This is a genomic window from Alcaligenes sp. (assembly GCF_050255915.1).
Taxonomy (GTDB): domain Bacteria; phylum Pseudomonadota; class Gammaproteobacteria; order Burkholderiales; family Burkholderiaceae_B; genus Alcaligenes; species Alcaligenes aquatilis.
Map to the genome: position 1 here is coordinate 19,848 of NZ_JBFWIQ010000019.1, position 17,603 is coordinate 37,450.

16 protein-coding genes are annotated in these 17,603 nt (G+C 56.4%); 7 read left to right on the forward strand and 9 right to left on the reverse strand.

The annotated features are described in order from the left end of the window. Positions 1-18 precede the first annotated feature (18 nt). Positions 19-1,266: a CaiB/BaiF CoA transferase family protein gene (locus tag AB7E06_RS18155; protein ID WP_238988620.1), complete on the forward strand. Its 1,248-nt coding sequence runs from the start codon at positions 19-21 to the stop codon at positions 1,264-1,266. 398 nt (positions 1,267-1,664) lie between these two features. Here AB7E06_RS18155 and pyrF read toward each other — a convergent pair whose 3' ends face one another. The 8 genes from pyrF to AB7E06_RS18195 all read right to left on the reverse strand — a co-directional run bounded on the left by pyrF (position 1,665) and on the right by AB7E06_RS18195 (position 9,742). Next, positions 1,665-2,492, reverse strand: a complete 828-nt coding sequence (gene pyrF, locus AB7E06_RS18160) for an orotidine-5'-phosphate decarboxylase (protein WP_094197587.1) — start codon at positions 2,490-2,492, stop codon at positions 1,665-1,667. Between the two features lie 5 nt (positions 2,493-2,497). Continuing rightward, a complete protein-coding gene (locus AB7E06_RS18165) occupies positions 2,498-2,881 on the reverse strand; it encodes a diacylglycerol kinase (RefSeq protein WP_094197586.1) in 384 nt (127 codons plus the stop codon). 154 nt (positions 2,882-3,035) lie between these two features. Further along, entirely contained in the window at positions 3,036-4,682 is a 1,647-nt protein-coding gene (gene groL / locus AB7E06_RS18170) for a chaperonin GroEL (protein WP_094197585.1), read from the reverse strand. 34 nt (positions 4,683-4,716) lie between these two features. Continuing rightward, entirely contained in the window at positions 4,717-5,004 is a 288-nt protein-coding gene (locus AB7E06_RS18175) for a co-chaperone GroES (RefSeq protein ID WP_009454802.1), read from the reverse strand. Positions 5,005-5,163: 159 nt separating this feature from the next. Next, positions 5,164-5,307, reverse strand: coding sequence for a hypothetical protein (locus AB7E06_RS18180; protein WP_159063949.1), 144 nt, complete (start codon positions 5,305-5,307; stop codon positions 5,164-5,166). Positions 5,308-5,511: 204 nt separating this feature from the next. Next, a complete protein-coding gene (gene iaaH, locus AB7E06_RS18185) occupies positions 5,512-6,930 on the reverse strand; it encodes an indoleacetamide hydrolase (protein ID WP_094197583.1) in 1,419 nt (472 codons plus the stop codon). Between the two features lie 123 nt (positions 6,931-7,053). Next, the gene (locus tag AB7E06_RS18190; RefSeq protein ID WP_094197582.1) at positions 7,054-8,202 is read right to left on the reverse strand and encodes a GGDEF domain-containing protein; all 1,149 of its coding nucleotides are present in this window, start codon (positions 8,200-8,202) and stop codon (positions 7,054-7,056) included. Between the two features lie 838 nt (positions 8,203-9,040). Beyond that, complete coding sequence (locus AB7E06_RS18195; RefSeq protein WP_094197581.1) at positions 9,041-9,742, reverse strand: pirin family protein; 702 nt, start codon at positions 9,740-9,742, stop codon at positions 9,041-9,043. 97 nt (positions 9,743-9,839) lie between these two features. Here AB7E06_RS18195 and AB7E06_RS18200 point away from each other — a divergent pair, with 97 nt between their 5' ends. The 4 genes from AB7E06_RS18200 (at position 9,840) to AB7E06_RS18215 (ending at position 13,714) form a co-directional block, all read left to right on the forward strand. After that, positions 9,840-10,757 carry a LysR family transcriptional regulator gene (locus AB7E06_RS18200; RefSeq protein ID WP_094197580.1) on the forward strand — a complete coding sequence of 306 codons (918 nt, stop codon included), beginning with the start codon at positions 9,840-9,842 and terminating at the stop codon, positions 10,755-10,757. A 61-nt stretch (positions 10,758-10,818) separates the two neighbouring features. Continuing rightward, the gene (locus AB7E06_RS18205) at positions 10,819-11,286 is read left to right on the forward strand and encodes a DUF1348 family protein (protein WP_121739498.1); all 468 of its coding nucleotides are present in this window, start codon (positions 10,819-10,821) and stop codon (positions 11,284-11,286) included. 248 nt (positions 11,287-11,534) lie between these two features. After that, a complete protein-coding gene (locus AB7E06_RS18210) occupies positions 11,535-12,527 on the forward strand; it encodes a phosphate acetyltransferase (RefSeq protein WP_094197578.1) in 993 nt (330 codons plus the stop codon). Continuing rightward, complete coding sequence (locus tag AB7E06_RS18215; protein ID WP_094197577.1) at positions 12,527-13,714, forward strand: acetate/propionate family kinase; 1,188 nt, start codon at positions 12,527-12,529, stop codon at positions 13,712-13,714. Before AB7E06_RS18210 ends, AB7E06_RS18215 begins: the two co-directional genes overlap by 1 nt. A 29-nt stretch (positions 13,715-13,743) precedes the next feature. Here the strand turns inward: AB7E06_RS18215 and AB7E06_RS18220 are convergent, their stop codons facing one another. Further along, positions 13,744-14,649, reverse strand: coding sequence for a LysR substrate-binding domain-containing protein (locus AB7E06_RS18220; RefSeq protein WP_094197576.1), 906 nt, complete (start codon positions 14,647-14,649; stop codon positions 13,744-13,746). A 244-nt stretch (positions 14,650-14,893) separates the two neighbouring features. On the opposite strand from AB7E06_RS18220, the gene hglS reads away from it, so the two are divergent. Both hglS and AB7E06_RS18230 read left to right on the forward strand, forming a co-directional pair. Further along, positions 14,894-16,282: a 2-oxoadipate dioxygenase/decarboxylase HglS gene (gene hglS / locus AB7E06_RS18225; protein WP_108728806.1), complete on the forward strand. Its 1,389-nt coding sequence runs from the start codon at positions 14,894-14,896 to the stop codon at positions 16,280-16,282. Next, complete coding sequence (locus AB7E06_RS18230; RefSeq protein WP_427957967.1) at positions 16,279-17,583, forward strand: NAD(P)/FAD-dependent oxidoreductase; 1,305 nt, start codon at positions 16,279-16,281, stop codon at positions 17,581-17,583. Before hglS ends, AB7E06_RS18230 begins: the two co-directional genes overlap by 4 nt. Positions 17,584-17,603: the final 20 nt, after the last annotated feature.

Below are 17,603 nucleotides of genomic sequence, written 5' to 3' on the forward strand. Positions count from 1 at the left end.
TGAATGGAGCACTGTAACGTGAGCGATCAGCACGTCTCGCAGGCAATACGTCCTGCCCCTTTGGATGGCATCCGGGTTCTGGATCTGACACGCATTCTGGCTGGCCCATGGTGCACGCAGAACCTGGCTGATCTGGGGGCGAATGTCTACAAGATAGAGCGGCCCGAAACTGGCGACGATACGCGCGCCTGGGGCCCGCCCTTTTTGCAGACACCGGATAAGGAGGATACGGCTGAGGCGGCCTACTACCTGTCGGCCAACCGTAACAAGCAGTCGATCAGCCTGGATATTGCCAGTCAGGAGGGCGCGGATGTGGTGCGTGCCATGGCACGGGAATGCGACATCCTGGTCGAGAACTTCAAGGTGGGTGGTCTGGCCAAATATGGCCTGGACTATGCCAGCCTGAAAGCGATCAACCCGCGTCTGATCTATTGCTCGATTACCGGCTTTGGCCAGACCGGCCCTTATGCCGAACGTCCGGGTTATGACTTCATGATCCAGGCCATGGGTGGGATGATGAGCCTGACCGGAGAGCGTGATGACAAGCCCGGTGGTGGCCCTCAGAAAGCGGGGGTCGCTGTCGCGGACTTGATGACGGGTATGTATGCCACCAGCAGCATTCTGGCCGCCTTGTTTGAACGCTCACGCAGCGGCTTGGGGCAGCATATCGACATTGCCTTGCTGGACTGTCAGGTTGCCATGTTGGCTAACCAGAATATGAACTATCTGGTGAGCGGGCAGGCCCCGAAGCGGGCTGGTAATGCGCATCAGAACCTGGTGCCCTATCAGGTGTTCCCAACGAAAGATGGCCACATCATTGTGGCTATCGGCAATAATCGGCAGTTCGCGGCTTACTGCGAAGCGATTGGCCATCCGGAAGTCGTGGAGGACGAACGTTTCCGTATCAACAGCCAGCGGGTCAAGCACCGGGATGAGCTAGAGCAGATCCTGAGCGCCGCGATGCAAAAGCATCCTAGTGCGTATTGGTTGGAAGCCCTGGACAAGATTGGCGTACCAGCCGGGCCTATCAATGATCTGCATGGGGTGTTCTCGCATCCGCAGGTTCAGGCCCGGAATATGCGTATCGAGCTGGCTCACAGCCAGGCGGGCAAGGTCAGCATGACGGCCAGCCCCATGCGTTTTTCAGATAGCCCAGTGTCTTACCGCATGGCTCCGCCGCAATTGGGTGAGCATACCGAGCAGGCTCTGCAGAGTGTATTGGGGGCCGATAGCCCGGAGCTGAAGCAGTGGCGCGACCGGAACTAGGCTTGAGCTCAGCTTAAAAGCCAAAACTCTCATCAGAATTGGAACCTGTGCCAGAGCCGAAGTAGGGGCCTGGTTTAGTGTTTAGGCTTGTGGCTGGAGCAGTGTCGGATCGATACTCTCGTTCGGCAGCTTGAAATACAGCTCAGACCCGAGACCAGGGCTGGTAGCTTAGCAGGGGCTGAACTTGTTTCTTGTGTTTAAGCTTCAGACTGAGCCCGAGCCGGATTTATGGTTCGTAGCTTAATAAAAAGCCCTGCTCATTTGGGATTGAATCCAAGTGAGCGGGGCTTTCTTGTCTCTACACTAACTGCTGTCGCTGTCGCTGTCGCTGTCGCTGTCGCTGTCGCTGTCGCTGTCGCTGCCTCCGAACTTATTGAGCAAGCAGGAAGGGCCAGGAATTACCGTTTCTTGTTGCGCGCGTCATTAATGGCATTGCGCGTGGCAATCGCTGCTGCTTGAGCCGCATCACGCCAGTCATCCCCACGGCTGGCGTACAGAATGGCGCGCGAAGAGTTGATCATCATGCCGTTACCTTGGGAGTCCATACCAGCAGCAACGGTGGCGTCCACATCGCCACCCTGGGCACCAATGCCGGGCACCAGCAAAGGCATATCGCCAATACGGGCACGCACCTTGCCGATTTCGTCGGGGAAGGTGGCGCCCACGACCAAAGCACATTGACCGTTCGTATTCCACTTCTCTGCCACCAGGCTGGCCACGTGCAAGTACAGCGGGGTACCGTCAGCCATTTCCATGAATTGCAGGTCTGAGCCGCCGGGGTTGGAAGTGCGGCACAACACGATCACGCCTTTGTCCTTGTGCTCCAGGTAGGGCTCTACCGAGTCAAAGCCCATGTAGGGGCTGACGGTGACGGCATCAGCGCGATAGCGCTCAAAGGCTTCGCGTGCGTATTGTTCGGCGGTCGACCCCACGTCCCCACGCTTGGCATCGAGCACGATGGGCAGATGAGGGTAGCGACTGCGAATGTAGTCGCACAGATCTTGCAACTGATCCTCGGCACCCTGAGCGGCAAAGTAGGCGATCTGGGGTTTGATGCCACAGGTGTAGTCGGCGGTGACGTCCACAATCGCTTTGCAGAACTCATAAATCGCGCCGGGTTTGCTGGCCAATTCCAAAGGCAAGCGGGCAGGGTCTGGGTCCAGACCCACCATCAACATGGATTGGTTGTCCGTCCAGGCACGGTTCAGTTTTTCTATGAATGTCATGGGAATCAGGAAAGTAAACGGCTATACAAAAAGCTGAGCCAGACGGCACCAGCAAAAATAAGGGACAGCAGCACGGCAGCACTGGCCAGATCCTTGGCCCGCCCGATCAAGGGGTGGTGCTCCAGGGTAATCGTATCGGCCAGGGCCTCCAGGGCCGAGTTCAGCAGCTCCACCACCAGCACAAAGACCAGTGCGCCCAGCAAGACCAGAATTTCCGCCGGGGTTTGCCCCAGCCAGAATGCCAGTGGCGTCAGGATGACAGCCAAGGCCAGTTCCTGGCGAAAGGCAGCCTCATGGCGCAGGGCTGCGGCCAGACCCTGGCTGGAGTAGCGCAAGGCATTGAACAGGCGGCCCAAACCACCTTTGCTTTTGAATGGAGAGTCTGACATGAAGGAAACAGCAGATTGAAGTGCCCTGATTATAGGGGTTTGCTTGGACGAAAAAAAACCGGATGGAAAAATCCATCCGGTTTTTGTACTAAAAGCGTGGCGATCAGGGCAGAAGTGATCAATTTCCGCCCGGATCGGGGTGCTGATGTGTGGCTTAGAAGCCGCCCATACCACCCATGCCGCCCATACCACCCATGTCAGGCATGGCTGGAGCAGGTTTGTCTTCCACGATTTCCGACACGGCCACTTCGGTTGTCAGCAACAGGCTGGCGATCGAAGCTGCGTTTTGCAGAGCAGTGCGGGTAACTTTGGTTGGGTCCAGAACACCTTGCTCAACCAGGTCGCCGTACTCGCCAGTAGCCGCGTTGTAACCGTAGGTGCCGGTGCCGCTGGCCACTTGGTTGACAACCACGCTGGCTTCTTCGCCGGCGTTGGAGACGATGGTACGCAAAGGAGATTCGATCGCACGCAGGATCAGTTTGATACCGGCGTCTTGGTCGGTGTTGTCGCCTTTCAGTTGGGCAACCGCTGCGCGAGCACGAATCAGTGCAACGCCACCGCCAGGAACGATACCTTCTTCGACGGCTGCGCGAGTAGCGTGCAGGGCGTCTTCAACGCGAGCTTTCTTCTCTTTCATTTCGACTTCGGTGGCAGCGCCAACACGAATCACGGCAACACCGCCAGCCAGCTTGGCCACGCGCTCTTGCAGTTTTTCACGGTCGTAGTCGGAAGTGGACTCTTCGATCTGAACGCGGATCTGTTTCACGCGAGCTTCGATGTCGGTGCCGTTGCCAGCGCCGTCGATGATCGTGGTGTTTTCTTTGGCCACTTCAATGCGCTTGGCCTGACCCAGATCGTCCAGAGTCGCTTTTTCCAGAGACATACCGGTTTCTTCGGAGATCACGGTACCGCCAGTCAGGATAGCGATGTCTTCCAGCATGGCTTTACGACGGTCGCCAAAGCCAGGAGCTTTAACAGCGGTGGTCTTCAGGATGCCGCGGATGTTGTTCACAACCAGAGTAGCCAGGGCTTCGCCTTCCACGTCTTCAGCAACGATCAGCAAAGGACGGCTGGTCTTGGCAACTTGCTCCAGTACGGGCAGCAGATCACGGATGTTGGAGATTTTCTTGTCGAAAATCAGCACAAATGGATCTTCCAGAACAGCAACTTGCTTTTCGGAGTTGTTGATGAAGTAAGGGGACAGGTAGCCGCGGTCAAACTGCATACCTTCAACCACGTCCAGTTCGTTTTCCAGCGATTTGCCGTCTTCAACGGTGATCACGCCTTCTTTACCAACTTTGTCCATGGCATTGGCGATGATCTCACCGATGGAGTGGTCGCTGTTGGCCGAGATGGAACCGACTTGAGCGATTTCTTTGCTGGTGGTGCAAGGACGGGACAGCTTGCGCAGTTCGTCAACAACGACGACCACAGCCTTGTCGATACCGCGCTTGAGGTCCATTGGGTTGATGCCGGCGGCAACAAACTTCAGGCCTTCTTCAACGATGGCTTGAGCCAGCACCGTAGCGGTCGTGGTACCGTCACCGGCGTTGTCGGAAGTCTTGGAGGCAACTTCTTTAACCAGTTGAGCACCGATGTTCTCGAACTTGTCTTTCAGTTCGATTTCTTTGGCAACGGACACACCGTCTTTAGTGACGGTAGGGGCGCCAAAGGAGCGGTCCAGAACCACGTTACGGCCTTTAGGGCCCATGGTGGTCTTAACAGCATTGGCCAGAACGTTAACGCCGCGCACGATGCGGGTACGTGCGTCGTCGCCGAAGTAAACTTGTTTTGCGGTCATGGTTTGAATCCTATTGAATTTTCGTTGGCGGTACTTATTCGATCACGGCGAAGATTTCTTCTTCGCGGATCACCAGCAGCTCTTCACCGTCGATCTTGACGGCCTGGCCGGAATACTTGCCAAACAGAACTTTGTCGCCGACCTTCAGATCCAGCGCCAGAACCTTGCCGTCCTCGGTTTTCTTACCGGGGCCAACGGCCAGGATTTCGCCTTGATCGGGCTTTTCAGTCGCGCTCTCGGGGATAACGATACCGGAAGCGGTGGTGCGTTCGTTGTCCAGACGCTTGACGATCACTCGATCGTTCAAAGGACGCAGTGCCATGGAGAAACTCCTGTTTAAAGATGACTTTAGTTGATGGTCCGATTTTGGGGGCGAGGTGCTTTAGCACTCAACCCCTTCGAGTGCTAATTATAGGGACGACTTTCCTAATTTCAAGAGCACCAGGGTCGGGTTGTTACATATTTGTCCTGGGGCGTGAATTTACTGGATGTTAGCGGGGGAGACGCCATCAGTACCCGTACTCAAGGCAATCAGCTTGCTCATCGTGTTGAAGTTGCGTGTAGTAGCAACGACCTTGAGCTTTTTCTCGATACCGGCTTGCGCACACGATATAGGCGATGCCATCAATGACACGGATATGATTTAGCGGCAGTACGGACCATGCTGCCGACCAGGCGCATGACATCTTCGTGAGGAGCTTTATCAAAAAACAGGCCGACTCTTCAAGGGGGGCGGCCTGTTTTTTGTCGGGCTGAGGGCATTTGGCCATGGCCTGCTATTCAGCCTGGTGCTGTAGCCTGTGGATTGCTTAATCCGCCTTTACATCGTTTATGCCCGTTTGCTCAAATCCGGCGCAGGTGTCGCTGGCAGCAAAGGATCAATCGCCCGGCACAGAGCCAGCAACAGATCATCGGCACCGATGCCCGCTTCAATCAACATTCCCACGGGCAAACCGCCCGACAGGCCGATAGGCAGGGAGATGCCCGGTGCACCCAGGTTAGAGCCCACGTCGGTGCGCGAGATATAGGTGTTGAACGTAGGCACCGCCTTGCCGTTCATCATGGTGGTTTCATCATCGCCAATCGGGCAGGCGGTCAGCGGGCTGGTCGGGAAGATCAAGCCACTCACATTGGACTGGCGCAGCAGGTCTGCATAAGCTTGTTGCATCAGCGGGCGGTCTACATGTAGCGCCTCTTCGTAAGCTTCCTGGCTGATGGTGTAGTCGCCGGTAATGGCATCGAAAATCTCTTTCACATCGGGGCTATGGATGCCGGCAATTAGCTCGTCCAGACCGATGCCGTACTTGTTCTCGGCCAGATACAAAGGCAGATGCTGCAAGGTCTCGTACAGCACAATCGGCATGCCAACGCGAGCATTGATCTTCAGAACCGGGGACAGATCGACATCGACCAGCGTGACACCGGCTTTTTGCAAATCATCCAGAAAGGCCAGGGTGACGTCGGCTACACCGGCATCCATCTCTTTCCAGAAGCTGTCACGGGGCACACCCAGGCGCAGTTCCTTCAAGGAGGGAGTGGTCAGGATGGAAGGGGTTTTCTGGCAGAGCAGGCTATCGAGCAAACTGATGTCAGCCAGACTGCGGGCCATGGGGCCTGCCGTATCGCGGGTAGGGGACAAAGGCACAATGCCCTGGCCCGAATAACGGCCCACCGTAGGACGGAAACCGTACAGACCACAAAGCGCGGCAGGCAGGCGTACCGATGCGCCTGTATCCGTGCCCAAACCAGCCGGGAATTGACGGGCTGCCACCACCGTTGCGGTGCCGCCGGAAGAACCACCGGGAATACGGTTCGGGTCATATGGGTTGCGGCTGGGGCCGGTGGTGGCGTTATTGGTCGTAATGCCAAAAGCCAGCTCGTGCATCACGGACTTGGCGGGCAGCACAGCACCGGCTTTACGCAATTGTGCGACGACATCCGCATCTTTCAGCGGCACGCGGCCTTGCAGCGCACCGGTGCTGGATGTGGTGGGCATGTCCGTGGTGTTCAGATTGTCTTTCAGTACCAAAGGCACACCATCCAGCGCCAAGGCTTGGCCACGGGCGCGGCGTGCGTCGGACTGATCTGCCTGCTGGTAAAACAGCTCCGAGTTCAAATGCGCCAGGCCGCCCAAGTGGGCCATTTCTTGTGACTGTTTGAGCAGCTCATCGGCAATCTCGCGGGCGCTGAACAGGCTGTTTTCCAGGCCTGCCAGCAGTTCACTGGCACTACGTTCGGTAAGGGACATGGGGTCTCCTGGGAAAGCGTAAACGCTTCCGGTTTTTACTGTAATAGTTCGATCAATCAGCCTCTAACAGGGCTGTCTTGAAAAAGAGAGACAGTAAGGGTATCAGCAAGCAGCAGGGATCGCTCAGGAAGCCTTCCAAATGACCTTGTTGCGGCCAGCATGCTTGGCCTCATACAAAAGCCGGTCTGCTTGTTCAATAGCCTGATTGATGTCGCCATTGCTGTTTAGTTGCACTACCCCGAAACTGGCCGTCAGTGTGTGCGCCGTGGCGGGGATATGCAGATTCATCGCACTGCTGCGCAAACGTTCGGCAACCAGTACGGCGGTGTGCAAACTGGTACTGCGTATCAGCAAGACAAATTCCTCTCCCCCGAAGCGGGCTGCCAAATCATCCTGTCGCACTGTACGGGCCAGTAAAGCTCCGAACTCCTTCAAGGCCCGGTCGCCTGCCGCATGGCCCCAGGTGTCATTGACGATCTTGAAGTGGTCCAGATCGCAGATGATGACCGCCCAGCCGGTATGCCCATATCGCTCCAGCCGTTTTTTAACCTGCTCGAAAAACGCGCGGCGGTTCAATAAACGGGTCAAAGGATCTTGGCTGCGCTCATGGTCTAGTGTCTGCACAATCGACATTGCTGTGCTGGTCAAGATGGCCAGTGCGATCCAAATGCTGATGAACATATTGGCAGCCAGCATCAAGAGCCAAAAACCGGATTGGGTCAGATCGGGCTGGATTTCACGCGGGATCAGCGTGGTCAGCGCCAACGCACGAAAAAAAGCGTAGAGCAGTGTCGTCAGATAAGAAGCCCGCAACAGCGCTGCCAAAGGAATAGGACGCGTGCGGCTAGACAATAGGATCGACTTGGCGGGCAGGGCGATCAGCAGGGCCAGGCTCCAGCCCAGTATCTGCAAACGTAGCCAGAGATCATCATGGATCTGGGAGAAATAAAAAAGCCCCCCCAGCGTGATAAACATGATCGTGCCAGCCAACCTGGGGGGAGAGCGCCCACCAAAACGCACAGCAACCCCATGCGCCAAGGCCCAGACACCAAACAGATACATCGTCGACAAGGGGACTGTCCAGCGTGCTAAATGCTCATTGGGCATCAGGCTGTGGATCCCCAACGGAATAGCCGTAGAGATATACCCCGAGGCAATCCAGAGAAGATAACGATGATCACGTAGACGACTCCAGCAGTAAATCATGGCCACGCCCAGTAATGCTGCACAGGCAGGGACGATCAGAACGAAATACTGGTTGGGAGAGGACACGGTGTGTTCTCGTTTGTTAAGAAGAGTTGAGTATCGGCGTTACAACAATTGTAACGATATTGTTGCAGTACAGAAGCTTATCGATTGAGAACAAACAGTTTAATCAGAGAAAAGAAGATGTTTTGATCTGCTTTGTGAGCCGGTTTCCGTTAAGGGAAAGCGCCGCAGAATAAGAAGAGAGAGAAAAATAAAGGATTGTTTACCTTACCTAAAGAAAAAATCAGGAATACTTTTCAAAGCAAGACTAAAAACAGACAGCTGGGGAGGCCCACCCCCCGCTGCATTTTTCATGACAAGAAACCGGGCCACAAAAACTACCACTGAATCCATTACTAATTAGCCCGAAACGTGGCATTACAGTTACGTTTCACCCCTCCGTTGCTTACGATGCGAGCCGCTTGGAGCCCTGTCAGGGTGTCGGGGCGATTCAGAGTACTTGCCGCGGTCGGTTCTGAAATTCGGGATGCAAGCCCTGTGTTGTTTGAGCGGGGCGTTTGTGGTTCGTCCGGGGGACGAGCCACCCCGCGAGTTCACAGGGCGCCCGGATTTCAGAACTGACAAGGGCACCGGCGCGCAGCACCGGCAAGTGCTCAGCCCGGACACCCTGACAGGGCTCCAAGCGGCGTCTTTTTGACAAGATCCGAGTACCGAATAAGGCATCCGACCGACTTTCTAAGCGTCTCTTTGTTTGTTCAATCATTGAGCCGACACATGGCATCTAAAAACAAACATCTTCTCTTACCTGCGTTTAGTTCTTGAAAAACAGAACAGCAGAACAAAAAAGAAGAAGGGGAGAGCCCAAATCGCTCTCCCCATCCTTAAAACGCTTCATCAGCAATTACTGCGCCGTCTCAACCAGCACCAGTTCAGCATCCTCCAGCGCCTGAATTTCCAGCGTCGTCTCATTGCGAATCGCCGCCCCGTCACGGGCATTTAACTCCAGACCATTCACCGAAACCCGCCCAGTGGCAGGCACCAGATAAGCCAGATGTTCGGCAGGCAAAGACAAAGTCGTGCTTTGGCCTTTCTTCAAGGTCGCCCCCAGCACACGAGCCTGGGCGCGAATTGGCAATGCCTCCGCGTCCCCCTCAAAGCCACTGGCCAAGGCTACAAACTGCCCCGAACGCTCATCCTTGGGAAAAGGCTTGGCACCCCAGGCAGGTGGCAAACCACGACGCTCTGGCTGAATCCAGATCTGGAAAATTCGTGTCGTGCCCGTTTCCAGGTTGTACTCCGCATGGCGAATGCCCGTGCCGGCACTCATCACCTGCACATCCCCCGCTTCGGTACGACCCTTATTGCCCAAACTGTCCTGATGGCTGATGGCCCCTTCACGCACATACGTAATGATCTCCATATCGGCATGATCGTGAGGCGGAAACCCGGTGTTGGATGCAATCGTGTCGTCATTCCAGACACGCAGGGCGCCCCAGCTCATGCGAGCGGGATCGTAGTAATTCGCGAAAGAGAAATGGTGTTTGGCGTCCAGCCAACCGTGGTTGGCGCCGCCCAGTTCATTAAAAGGCCGATGTTCAATCATGGCGCGCTCCTTAATATTGGATACTAAAAAGAATTCTAGGCGCCTTGCTGATTGAATAAAATAGAATCAATAGCATAGAATTCATTCCAAAATTGATATGAAAACACTTCCGGACCTCCAGGCATGGGCCATCTTCGCCACCGTGGCGGAAACCGGCTCTTTTGCCCAGGCCGCTGAAGTCCTGGGCCTGTCCCAGCCCACCGTCTCCAAGGCAATCACCCGGCTGGAAAAACAACTGCAGGTTTCCCTGTTCCATCGAACCTCTCGACGCCTGTCCTTGACAGAAACCGGGCAAGCCAGCTTGCAGCAGGCCCAAACCGTTCTGGCTGCTGGACAAAGCGCCGAAGCCTTGGCGCGTGATCAAAAAGAAAGCTTGCAAGGCCGTATCAAGATCGCCGCTCCTATGTCCTTTGGATTGGAGCATCTGGCTCCCTTGCTGCCGGTTTTCATGCAACAGCACCCGGCTGTCCTGCTGGACCTGCACTTTAATGATGCCCAGGTGAACATTGTTGAACAGGGTTTCGACCTGGCCCTGCGCATCTCGGCCATGGATGATTCCAGTCTCCTGGTGCGTCGTCTGTGCAATCTGCGCTTGCGCCTGGTCGCCGCCCCTCGTTACTTGGCCAAATACGGTAGACCCACTCACCCCAGCGACCTGGCCCAGCATATGAGCCTGCGCTACGCCTACGAGCGACGCGGCAGTGTCTGGCGCTTTCAGCAGGGGGAGGAGTACTACTCCCAAACCGTGCCCTGTGCCTTGCAAGTCAACAACGCCCAAGCCTTGATTCCGCCCTTGCTGCAGGGCTTGGGGCTAAGCGTGCTGCCGCAATTTCTGTTGGGCGATATGCTCGAGCAAGGCCAATTGGAAGTTGTATTGCCGCAATGGGATCTGCCCAGTCTGACCTTGCATCTGTTGACGCCTCCGGGCCGGTCTCGTCCGGCGCGTGTGCAAGCTTTTATTGATTTTCTGATCGCCGGGTTTGCGCAAGCACCCTGGGCCGATTCCGGCCAGTAAGAAACAACCTGTATTTTGCCGCTAGACTGTCTGGTCCACTCTTGTTTTCTAGGAGATCAGTATGGATAAACGTCCTCCCTTGCCACCTTTCGATCTGGAGAGTGCTCGCCAAAAAGTGCGTGCTGCCGAGGATGCCTGGAACAGCCGTGACCCAGTCAAGGTTTCGCAGGCTTATACCGTGGATACGCGCTGGCGCAATCGCAGCGAATTTCCGCAGGGACGCGATCAGGTCCACTCTTTTTTAGAACGCAAATGGCAAAAAGAGCGTGAATACCGCTTGATTAAAGAGCTCTGGGCCTGGCATGAAAATAGAATTGCCGTGCGCTTTGCCTATGAATGGCAAGATGAATATGGGCAATGGTGGCGCAGTTATGGAAATGAAAACTGGGAGTTTGATGAAAATGGCTATATGGCGGTACGCCATGCCAGTATTAATGACCTGGATATTACCGAGTCCGAGCGCAAATTCCATTGGCCCTTGGGCCGACGCCCCGACGAGCATCCCAGCCTGAGTGAATTAGGCCTGTAATTCCCAGCCCGGATACTAGCGGATCTGGGCTATTGTGATGAATAAACAGCCATCAACATAAAAAGTCCGGTTTGTATTGTGCAAAACCGGATTTTTTTAAATCTTTAATCTTGATGCCTCATTCATGGCATATCTAAAAGAATGATGGACAAAATGTTGAAGTTTCCCTGTTCGCAATCAAAGACATGCGGGCAGATAAATGGTTTAGTGTTGGGTTAGCTTCATTCATCTCCAAGGAGTCATCTATCATGAATCACCCTGCTGGCTTGGATACGGCCCTTGCGGCTGCTGATCGCACTGGGCCTTCCAGTCATTATTCCCGATTGATCGAGCAAGCGCGCAAAGAGCCCAGTCGGATTTGTGTGGTGGCTCATCCTTGCGACGATGTGTCCCTGGGGGCCGCTTTGCAGGCACGGGCCCAAGGTCTGTTCGAGATTGTGCTGGTTGGCCCACAAGCCCGTTTGCATTCCGTGGCGGCAGAGCATGGTTTCAGCCTGGAAGGGGTGACCTTGATCGATACTCCTCATAGCCATGCTTCGGCAGAACGGGCCGTAGAAGAAGTACTGGCCGGACGTGCGCAGTTGCTGATGAAAGGTAGCCTGCATACGGACGAGCTGATTGAGGCCGTGCTTTGCACCCAGGGCAAAGGCTTGCGCACGGGGCGCCGCCTCAGTCATGTGTTCATCATGGATGTGCCCAGCTACCCCGTGCCTTTGTTTGTGACGGATGGCGCTATCAATATCTTTCCTGACCTGAGCGCCAAGGCAGACATCGTGCAAAACGCGATTGATCTGCACCACGGCCTGGGCTTGGGTAAACCGCTGGTCGCTATTTTGTCTGCGGTCGAGCAAGTCACAGAAAAAATTCCGACCACGCTGGAAGCCGCTGCCTTGTGCAAGATGGCTGATCGCGGCCAGATTACGGGCGGTGTGCTGGATGGCCCCCTGGCGCTGGATAATGCCATTAGCCCCGAAGCGGCGCGTATCAAAGGGATTGTGTCGCCGGTGGCGGGCAAGGCGCAGATTCTGGTGGCCCCTGATCTGGAAGCGGGCAATATGCTGGCTAAAAACCTGACCTTCCTGTCCGGCGCGCAGGCCGCCGGTATTGTGATGGGCGCACGCGTGCCCATCATTCTGACCAGCCGTGCCGATAGTGCCCAGACCCGCATGGCCTCTTGCGCTGTTGCCAGCATTTACGCCGGTTATCTGGAGCGTAAAGTTGCTCTGGAGGCCAAGCACTAATGAGCGAGCAGATTCTGGTCATTAATGCAGGCAGCTCCAGCCTGAAGTTCCATATGTACAAGGTTCAGCCGGGCGACCAACTGGATTTTGAATTTGGGGGGCAGGTTTCTGGCATTGGCAGTAAGCAGCCTGCTTTCAAGGTCAAGGATGCTCAAGGTCAATCCATGATCAAGCAGGACCTGGATGGTGAACAGGCCAAAGACTTGCACACCGCTCAGGCTTTGGTGGCGCGCTGGTTGCTGGAGCATGTTGATGGTCGGCCTATTGCGGTGGGCCATCGCATCGTGCATGGGGGTGCTCGCTATGACAGCAGTGTGCCTTTGACGCCGCAGGTGCTGGAATATCTGGACAGCCTGTCGCCTCTGGCGCCACTGCATCAGCAGAACAATCTGGCCCCAGTTCGCGTGATTTTTGAACATTATCCAGAGATTTTCCAGGTAGCGTGTCTGGACACGGCCTTCCACCAAGGGCATGTCCCGTATTTGCAGCATTTTGCCTTGCCGGAGCGTTTCTTTGAGCAGGGTGTACGGCGCTACGGTTTTCACGGTTTGTCCTACCAGTATATTTCCCAGCACTTGCGCCGGGAATTCCCCGAGTTGGCCGACGGACGTGTCGTCGTTGCTCACTTGGGTTCCGGGGCCTCGGCTTGCGCTTTGAAAGAAGGTCGTAGCGTTCACACCACCATGGGCTTTACGGCGCTGGATGGCTTGCCGATGGGCACGCGTCCAGGTCGTCTGGATGCCGGTGTGGTGCTGTGGATGTTGGAGCAGGGCATGGAGCATGACGAGATCCAGTCCGTGCTCTACACCCAGTCCGGTCTGAAAGGCTTGTCCGGCGATCAAGCCGATATGCGCGCTTTGGAAGCCTCGCACGATCCTCGTGCCAAGCTGGCGGTGGACTACTTTTGCTACCACACGGCTGACAATCTGGCGGGCTTGTGTGTGGCCTTGAAGGGGCTGGATACCTTGGTGTTTACAGCCGGGATTGGCGAGCACAGCCCATCTATTCGTGCGGGTATTGCCAAGCACCTGGAGTGGATGGGTGTGCAGATTGATCCGACGCGTAACCAGTCAGGACAAACCGTCATTTCGACAGACGACAGTCCGGTCAAGGTCCTGGTCATTCCAACCAACGAAGAGCGGGTCATAGCCGAGCAGTCTCTCGCCTTGGTGCGGGAACGGTCATAGCACCACCGTAGCGGTTTGATGCCCCGGCCTCAGGCCGGGGCGCGTTCATGCGCGATTTCCGCTTGTAGCCATTGCCGAAATGCGATCAATGGTGGGTAGTCGCCGCGTCCCGCCGGACAGGCCAGGTAGTAAGCCTCCGTGTTCAGGCAGGGTGAGTCCAGAGCCAGGACCAAGTCTCCGCGACTGAGCTCCTGTTTGAACAGAAATGTGGGCAGTAAGGCAATCCCAAGGTTGGAGATAGCCGCTTGTGTAATCAGCGCAAACTGATCAAGCAGCATGCCGTGAATATGCACGTTCTCCACGCCGTTGGCGTTGAACCAACGCTCCCAGGCATCGGGCCTGGAGACCAGATGCAGCAAAGGTGCCTTGAGCAAGTCAGCGGCCGTCTGGAACTGATAGTGCTCGCGAAGGGCGGAACTGCAGGCCGGCACCACGGTTTCTGACATTAGAAAATCCAGATTCGCCCCCGGCCAGTCGGGCAGGCCGTAATGGATGGCGGCATCCACATTTTCCATATGAAAGTCAAACGGTTGCAGGCGCGTCAGCAGGTTGATGGTGATGCCGGGGTAGGCAGCCACAAATTCTGGCAGTCGGGGGGCAAGCCAACGAGTCCCGAACGTGGGCAAGATGGCCAGGTTCAGCGTTCCGCCATGCGGATTGGCCTTGAACCCCAGGGTGGCGTTGGCAATGCGTCGAAGAGCATCGCTGAGTTCTTGGGCGTATGTGCTACCCGCCTGAGTCAGACGAACCGTCTGGCGCTCTCTGACGAAAAGATCCGCGCCCAATATTCCTTCCAGCAGTCTGATCTGTCTACTGACGGCGCTTTGGGTCAGGTTCAGCTCGCTCGCTGCTGCCGTGAAACTGCCTAGCCGTGCGGCGGCTTCAAAGGCAATCAGGACGTGCATGGGAGGAAGAAAACGTTTGGGAATGGACATGCTCGTTTGCTAAGGGAAAACGTTTAGTCATTCTAGTTAGGAATGACTTGAGTTGGAATCATCGTTTGACCCCTCTTGCCTGTGCTCACAGAATGAGGTGCAAGATAGTTAAGTATTTCAGGCTTATAAGATGACGGACTTCCGCTGGCTGTGGTGTGAAGGAGTGCATGCGGGTACACGGAAGTGATTCACTAATGGACTGACCTTGCCTTGTCGCCAGGTCATGCAATTTGCTGGCGGTTCTATGGACACCTCTGTTTTTGTTTCTAAGGACGAAATCCGTTCCCGATTCTCAGGCGCCATGTCGGCCATGTATCAGCAGGAGGTGCCGCAGTACGGGGCCTTGTTGAGCCTGGTGCACGAGATCAACGCCAGTGTGCTCAAGCATGATCCAGCACTGCACAGCGCCTTGCGACAGCAGTCGGAGTTGACCCGTCTGGATGTGGAGCGCCACGGCGCCATTCGGGTCGGTACCGCGGCGGAGCTCAAAGGGATTGCCACGATCTTTGCCGTCATGGGTATGTATCCCGTTGGCTATTACGATCTGTCGGTGGCGGGCGTACCCGTTCACTCCACCGCGTTTCGCCCTGTGGACGACCACGCATTACAAACCAACCCCTTCCGGGTGTTTACCTCTTTGCTCAGACTGGAGCTGATAGAGGATGCGAACCTGCGGGCGCAGGCGGCTGCAATCTTGTCGCAACGGTCTATTTTTCCGTCCGGCTTGCTGGAGTTGGCGGAACAGGCGCAGGTGGCCGGTGGCTTGACCGAACCGCAGGCCAAGGAATTTGTGGCCGCCGCCACCGCCGTATTTCGCTGGCATCGCCAAGCGACTGTCGATCAGGATACGTATCGCAAATTGCATGCGGCACATCGTCTGGTGGCCGATATTGTGTGTTTCAAGGGCCCACATATCAATCACCTGACTCCCCGAACCCTGGATATTGATGCGGTACAAGAGGCCATGCCCCAACGGGGCATTCCCGCCAAAGAGCTGATCGAAGGCCCACCGCGCAGGCGCCATCCCATTCTGTTGCGCCAAACCAGTTTCAAAGCTTTGGAAGAGGAGATTGAGTTTGTCGGTCAGGCTGGGGTGGGGTCTCATACCGCGCGTTTTGGTGAGATAGAGCAACGCGGCGTGGCCTTGACCCAGGCGGGCCGGGCACTTTACGACTCCTTGTTGGCGCAAACCAGAGATGCCGGGCAGCAAGCCGCTACTACGCAGACGTATGCTGAACGTCTCCAGCACGTGTTTGCTCAGTTCCCAGATGACAGCGATGAAATGTACGAGCGTGGGCTGGCTTTTTTTCGGTTTGAGCCACGGGACCCTGCTATCTGGCAGCAGGAACTGGCTGCCGGCCGGCCCTGGAACTTGCCTGATTTGATCAAGCGTGGCGTGGTTGCATTGCGCCCCATTACTTACGAGGATTTCTTGCCGGTTAGCGCGGCGGGGATTTTTCAGTCCAATCTGGGCGATGCGGAACAAAAAAACTACGTGTCGCAGGCGGCCCGATCTGAGTTTGAACGTGATCTGGGTAGCCCCGTGCTGGACGAAATTGAACTTTACCGCGCTGCTCAGACGCGTTCCGAGCACGCCTTGCATCAGCGCTTTCTGGCGGAGTCGGGCGCATGAAAGCGGACCAGCGCAGTCACGGACTCTGGCAGGCCTCAGCGCCACCCGCTCCGGTCTGCGAGCGTTTGCAAGGCCCTGTCCAAGCGGATGTCGCGGTTATTGGCGCCGGATTCACCGGTTTGTCCGCGGCCTTGCATCTGGCTCAGGCCGGAGTGCGGGTGGTGGTTCTGGAAGGGGCGCAGATCGGGTTTGGAGGGTCGGGACGCAATGTGGGGCTGGTCAATGCTGGCCTGTGGCTTGAGCCAGAGGCACTGCTCAAGACATTGGGCGCGCATTACGGGGGGCGCCTGTTGCATTTGTTAAGTGGGGCACCGGCTGCCGTGTATGAATTGGTGGCCCAACACCGGATGGATTGTCAGGCCGTGCAGACCGGCACTTTGCACTGTGCGGTAGGCGCGGGCGGTCTGCGTAATATCCGGAAGCGTTGGCGCCAATGGCAAGAACTTGGGGCGCCGGTCGAGTTGCTCAATCAAACACAAGTGGCTGCGGCTACCGGAACGACCGCTTATGCGGGCGCTTTGCTGGACCGGCGCGCGGGCACGCTCCAGCCTTTAGCCTATGTTCGAGGTCTGGCCCGGGCTGCGATCACGGCGGGGGCCCGCATTTATGAGCAAAGTGCCGTCAGGCGGGTTGAGGACGGCCGCACGCACTGGGTGTTGCAGACGCAGGACGGTGAAGTGTTGGCGCCCTGGGTCATTGTGGCGACCAATGCTTATACCAGTGAGGTCTGGCCAGATCTGCCCGCAGAGCTGGTGCGTCTGCCGTATTTCAACGTGGCTACGCAACCGCTGGATGCCGCACTGCGCGCCCAGATTCTGCCGGGAGGGCAGGGCGCATGGGATACGCGTTCAGTTTTATCCTCGTACCGTTTCGATCAAGCGGGTCGCCTGGTGTTTGGCAGTGTGGGGGCATTGCGTGAACGTGGACGGGCGATACATACGGCGTGGGCGCAACGCGCATTGCAGCATTTGTTTCCGGCCCTGCGGCATGTGCAGTTTGATTATGAATGGTATGGCTGGATAGGGATGACCTCCGATGCCGTGCCCCGCCTGCACCAATTGGGGCGACAGGTCCTGTCCTTTAGTGGTTACAACGGGCGAGGCATTGCCCCTGGGACGGTCTTTGGGCGCGAGCTGGCGCATTTGATTTTGGGTCGGATCAAGGTGGAGGACCTACCTTTACCTGTGTCCCCACTCAAACCAGTCCCATGCAAGCCGGTGAAAGAGGCGGTTTATGAATATGGCGCGCAGTTGGCGCATCTTGTCGGTGCCCGCAGTGTCCAGGGGCAGCGTCGGTCTTGAGGACAGACTTTTTTTATGAG

What these genes read in the sequence shown, in the direction of transcription:
- pyrF (WP_094197587.1), bottom strand. Translation starts at nt 2,492, where the DNA reads ATGACATTCATAGAAAAACTGAACCGTGCCTGGACGGACAACCAATCC.
- AB7E06_RS18165 (WP_094197586.1), bottom strand. Translation starts at nt 2,881, where the DNA reads ATGTCAGACTCTCCATTCAAAAGCAAAGGTGGTTTGGGCCGCCTGTTC.
- groL (WP_094197585.1), bottom strand. Translation starts at nt 4,682, where the DNA reads ATGACCGCAAAACAAGTTTACTTCGGCGACGACGCACGTACCCGCATC.
- AB7E06_RS18175 (WP_009454802.1), bottom strand. Translation starts at nt 5,004, where the DNA reads ATGGCACTGCGTCCTTTGAACGATCGAGTGATCGTCAAGCGTCTGGAC.
- AB7E06_RS18180 (WP_159063949.1), bottom strand. Translation starts at nt 5,307, where the DNA reads ATGGCATCGCCTATATCGTGTGCGCAAGCCGGTATCGAGAAAAAGCTC.
- iaaH (WP_094197583.1), bottom strand. Translation starts at nt 6,930, where the DNA reads ATGTCCCTTACCGAACGTAGTGCCAGTGAACTGCTGGCAGGCCTGGAA.
- AB7E06_RS18195 (WP_094197581.1), bottom strand. Translation starts at nt 9,742, where the DNA reads ATGATTGAACATCGGCCTTTTAATGAACTGGGCGGCGCCAACCACGGT.
- AB7E06_RS18200 (WP_094197580.1), top strand. Translation starts at nt 9,840, where the DNA reads ATGAAAACACTTCCGGACCTCCAGGCATGGGCCATCTTCGCCACCGTG.
- AB7E06_RS18205 (WP_121739498.1), top strand. Translation starts at nt 10,819, where the DNA reads ATGGATAAACGTCCTCCCTTGCCACCTTTCGATCTGGAGAGTGCTCGC.
- AB7E06_RS18210 (WP_094197578.1), top strand. Translation starts at nt 11,535, where the DNA reads ATGAATCACCCTGCTGGCTTGGATACGGCCCTTGCGGCTGCTGATCGC.
- AB7E06_RS18215 (WP_094197577.1), top strand. Translation starts at nt 12,527, where the DNA reads ATGAGCGAGCAGATTCTGGTCATTAATGCAGGCAGCTCCAGCCTGAAG.
- AB7E06_RS18220 (WP_094197576.1), bottom strand. Translation starts at nt 14,649, where the DNA reads ATGTCCATTCCCAAACGTTTTCTTCCTCCCATGCACGTCCTGATTGCC.
- hglS (WP_108728806.1), top strand. Translation starts at nt 14,894, where the DNA reads ATGGACACCTCTGTTTTTGTTTCTAAGGACGAAATCCGTTCCCGATTC.
- AB7E06_RS18230 (WP_427957967.1), top strand. Translation starts at nt 16,279, where the DNA reads ATGAAAGCGGACCAGCGCAGTCACGGACTCTGGCAGGCCTCAGCGCCA.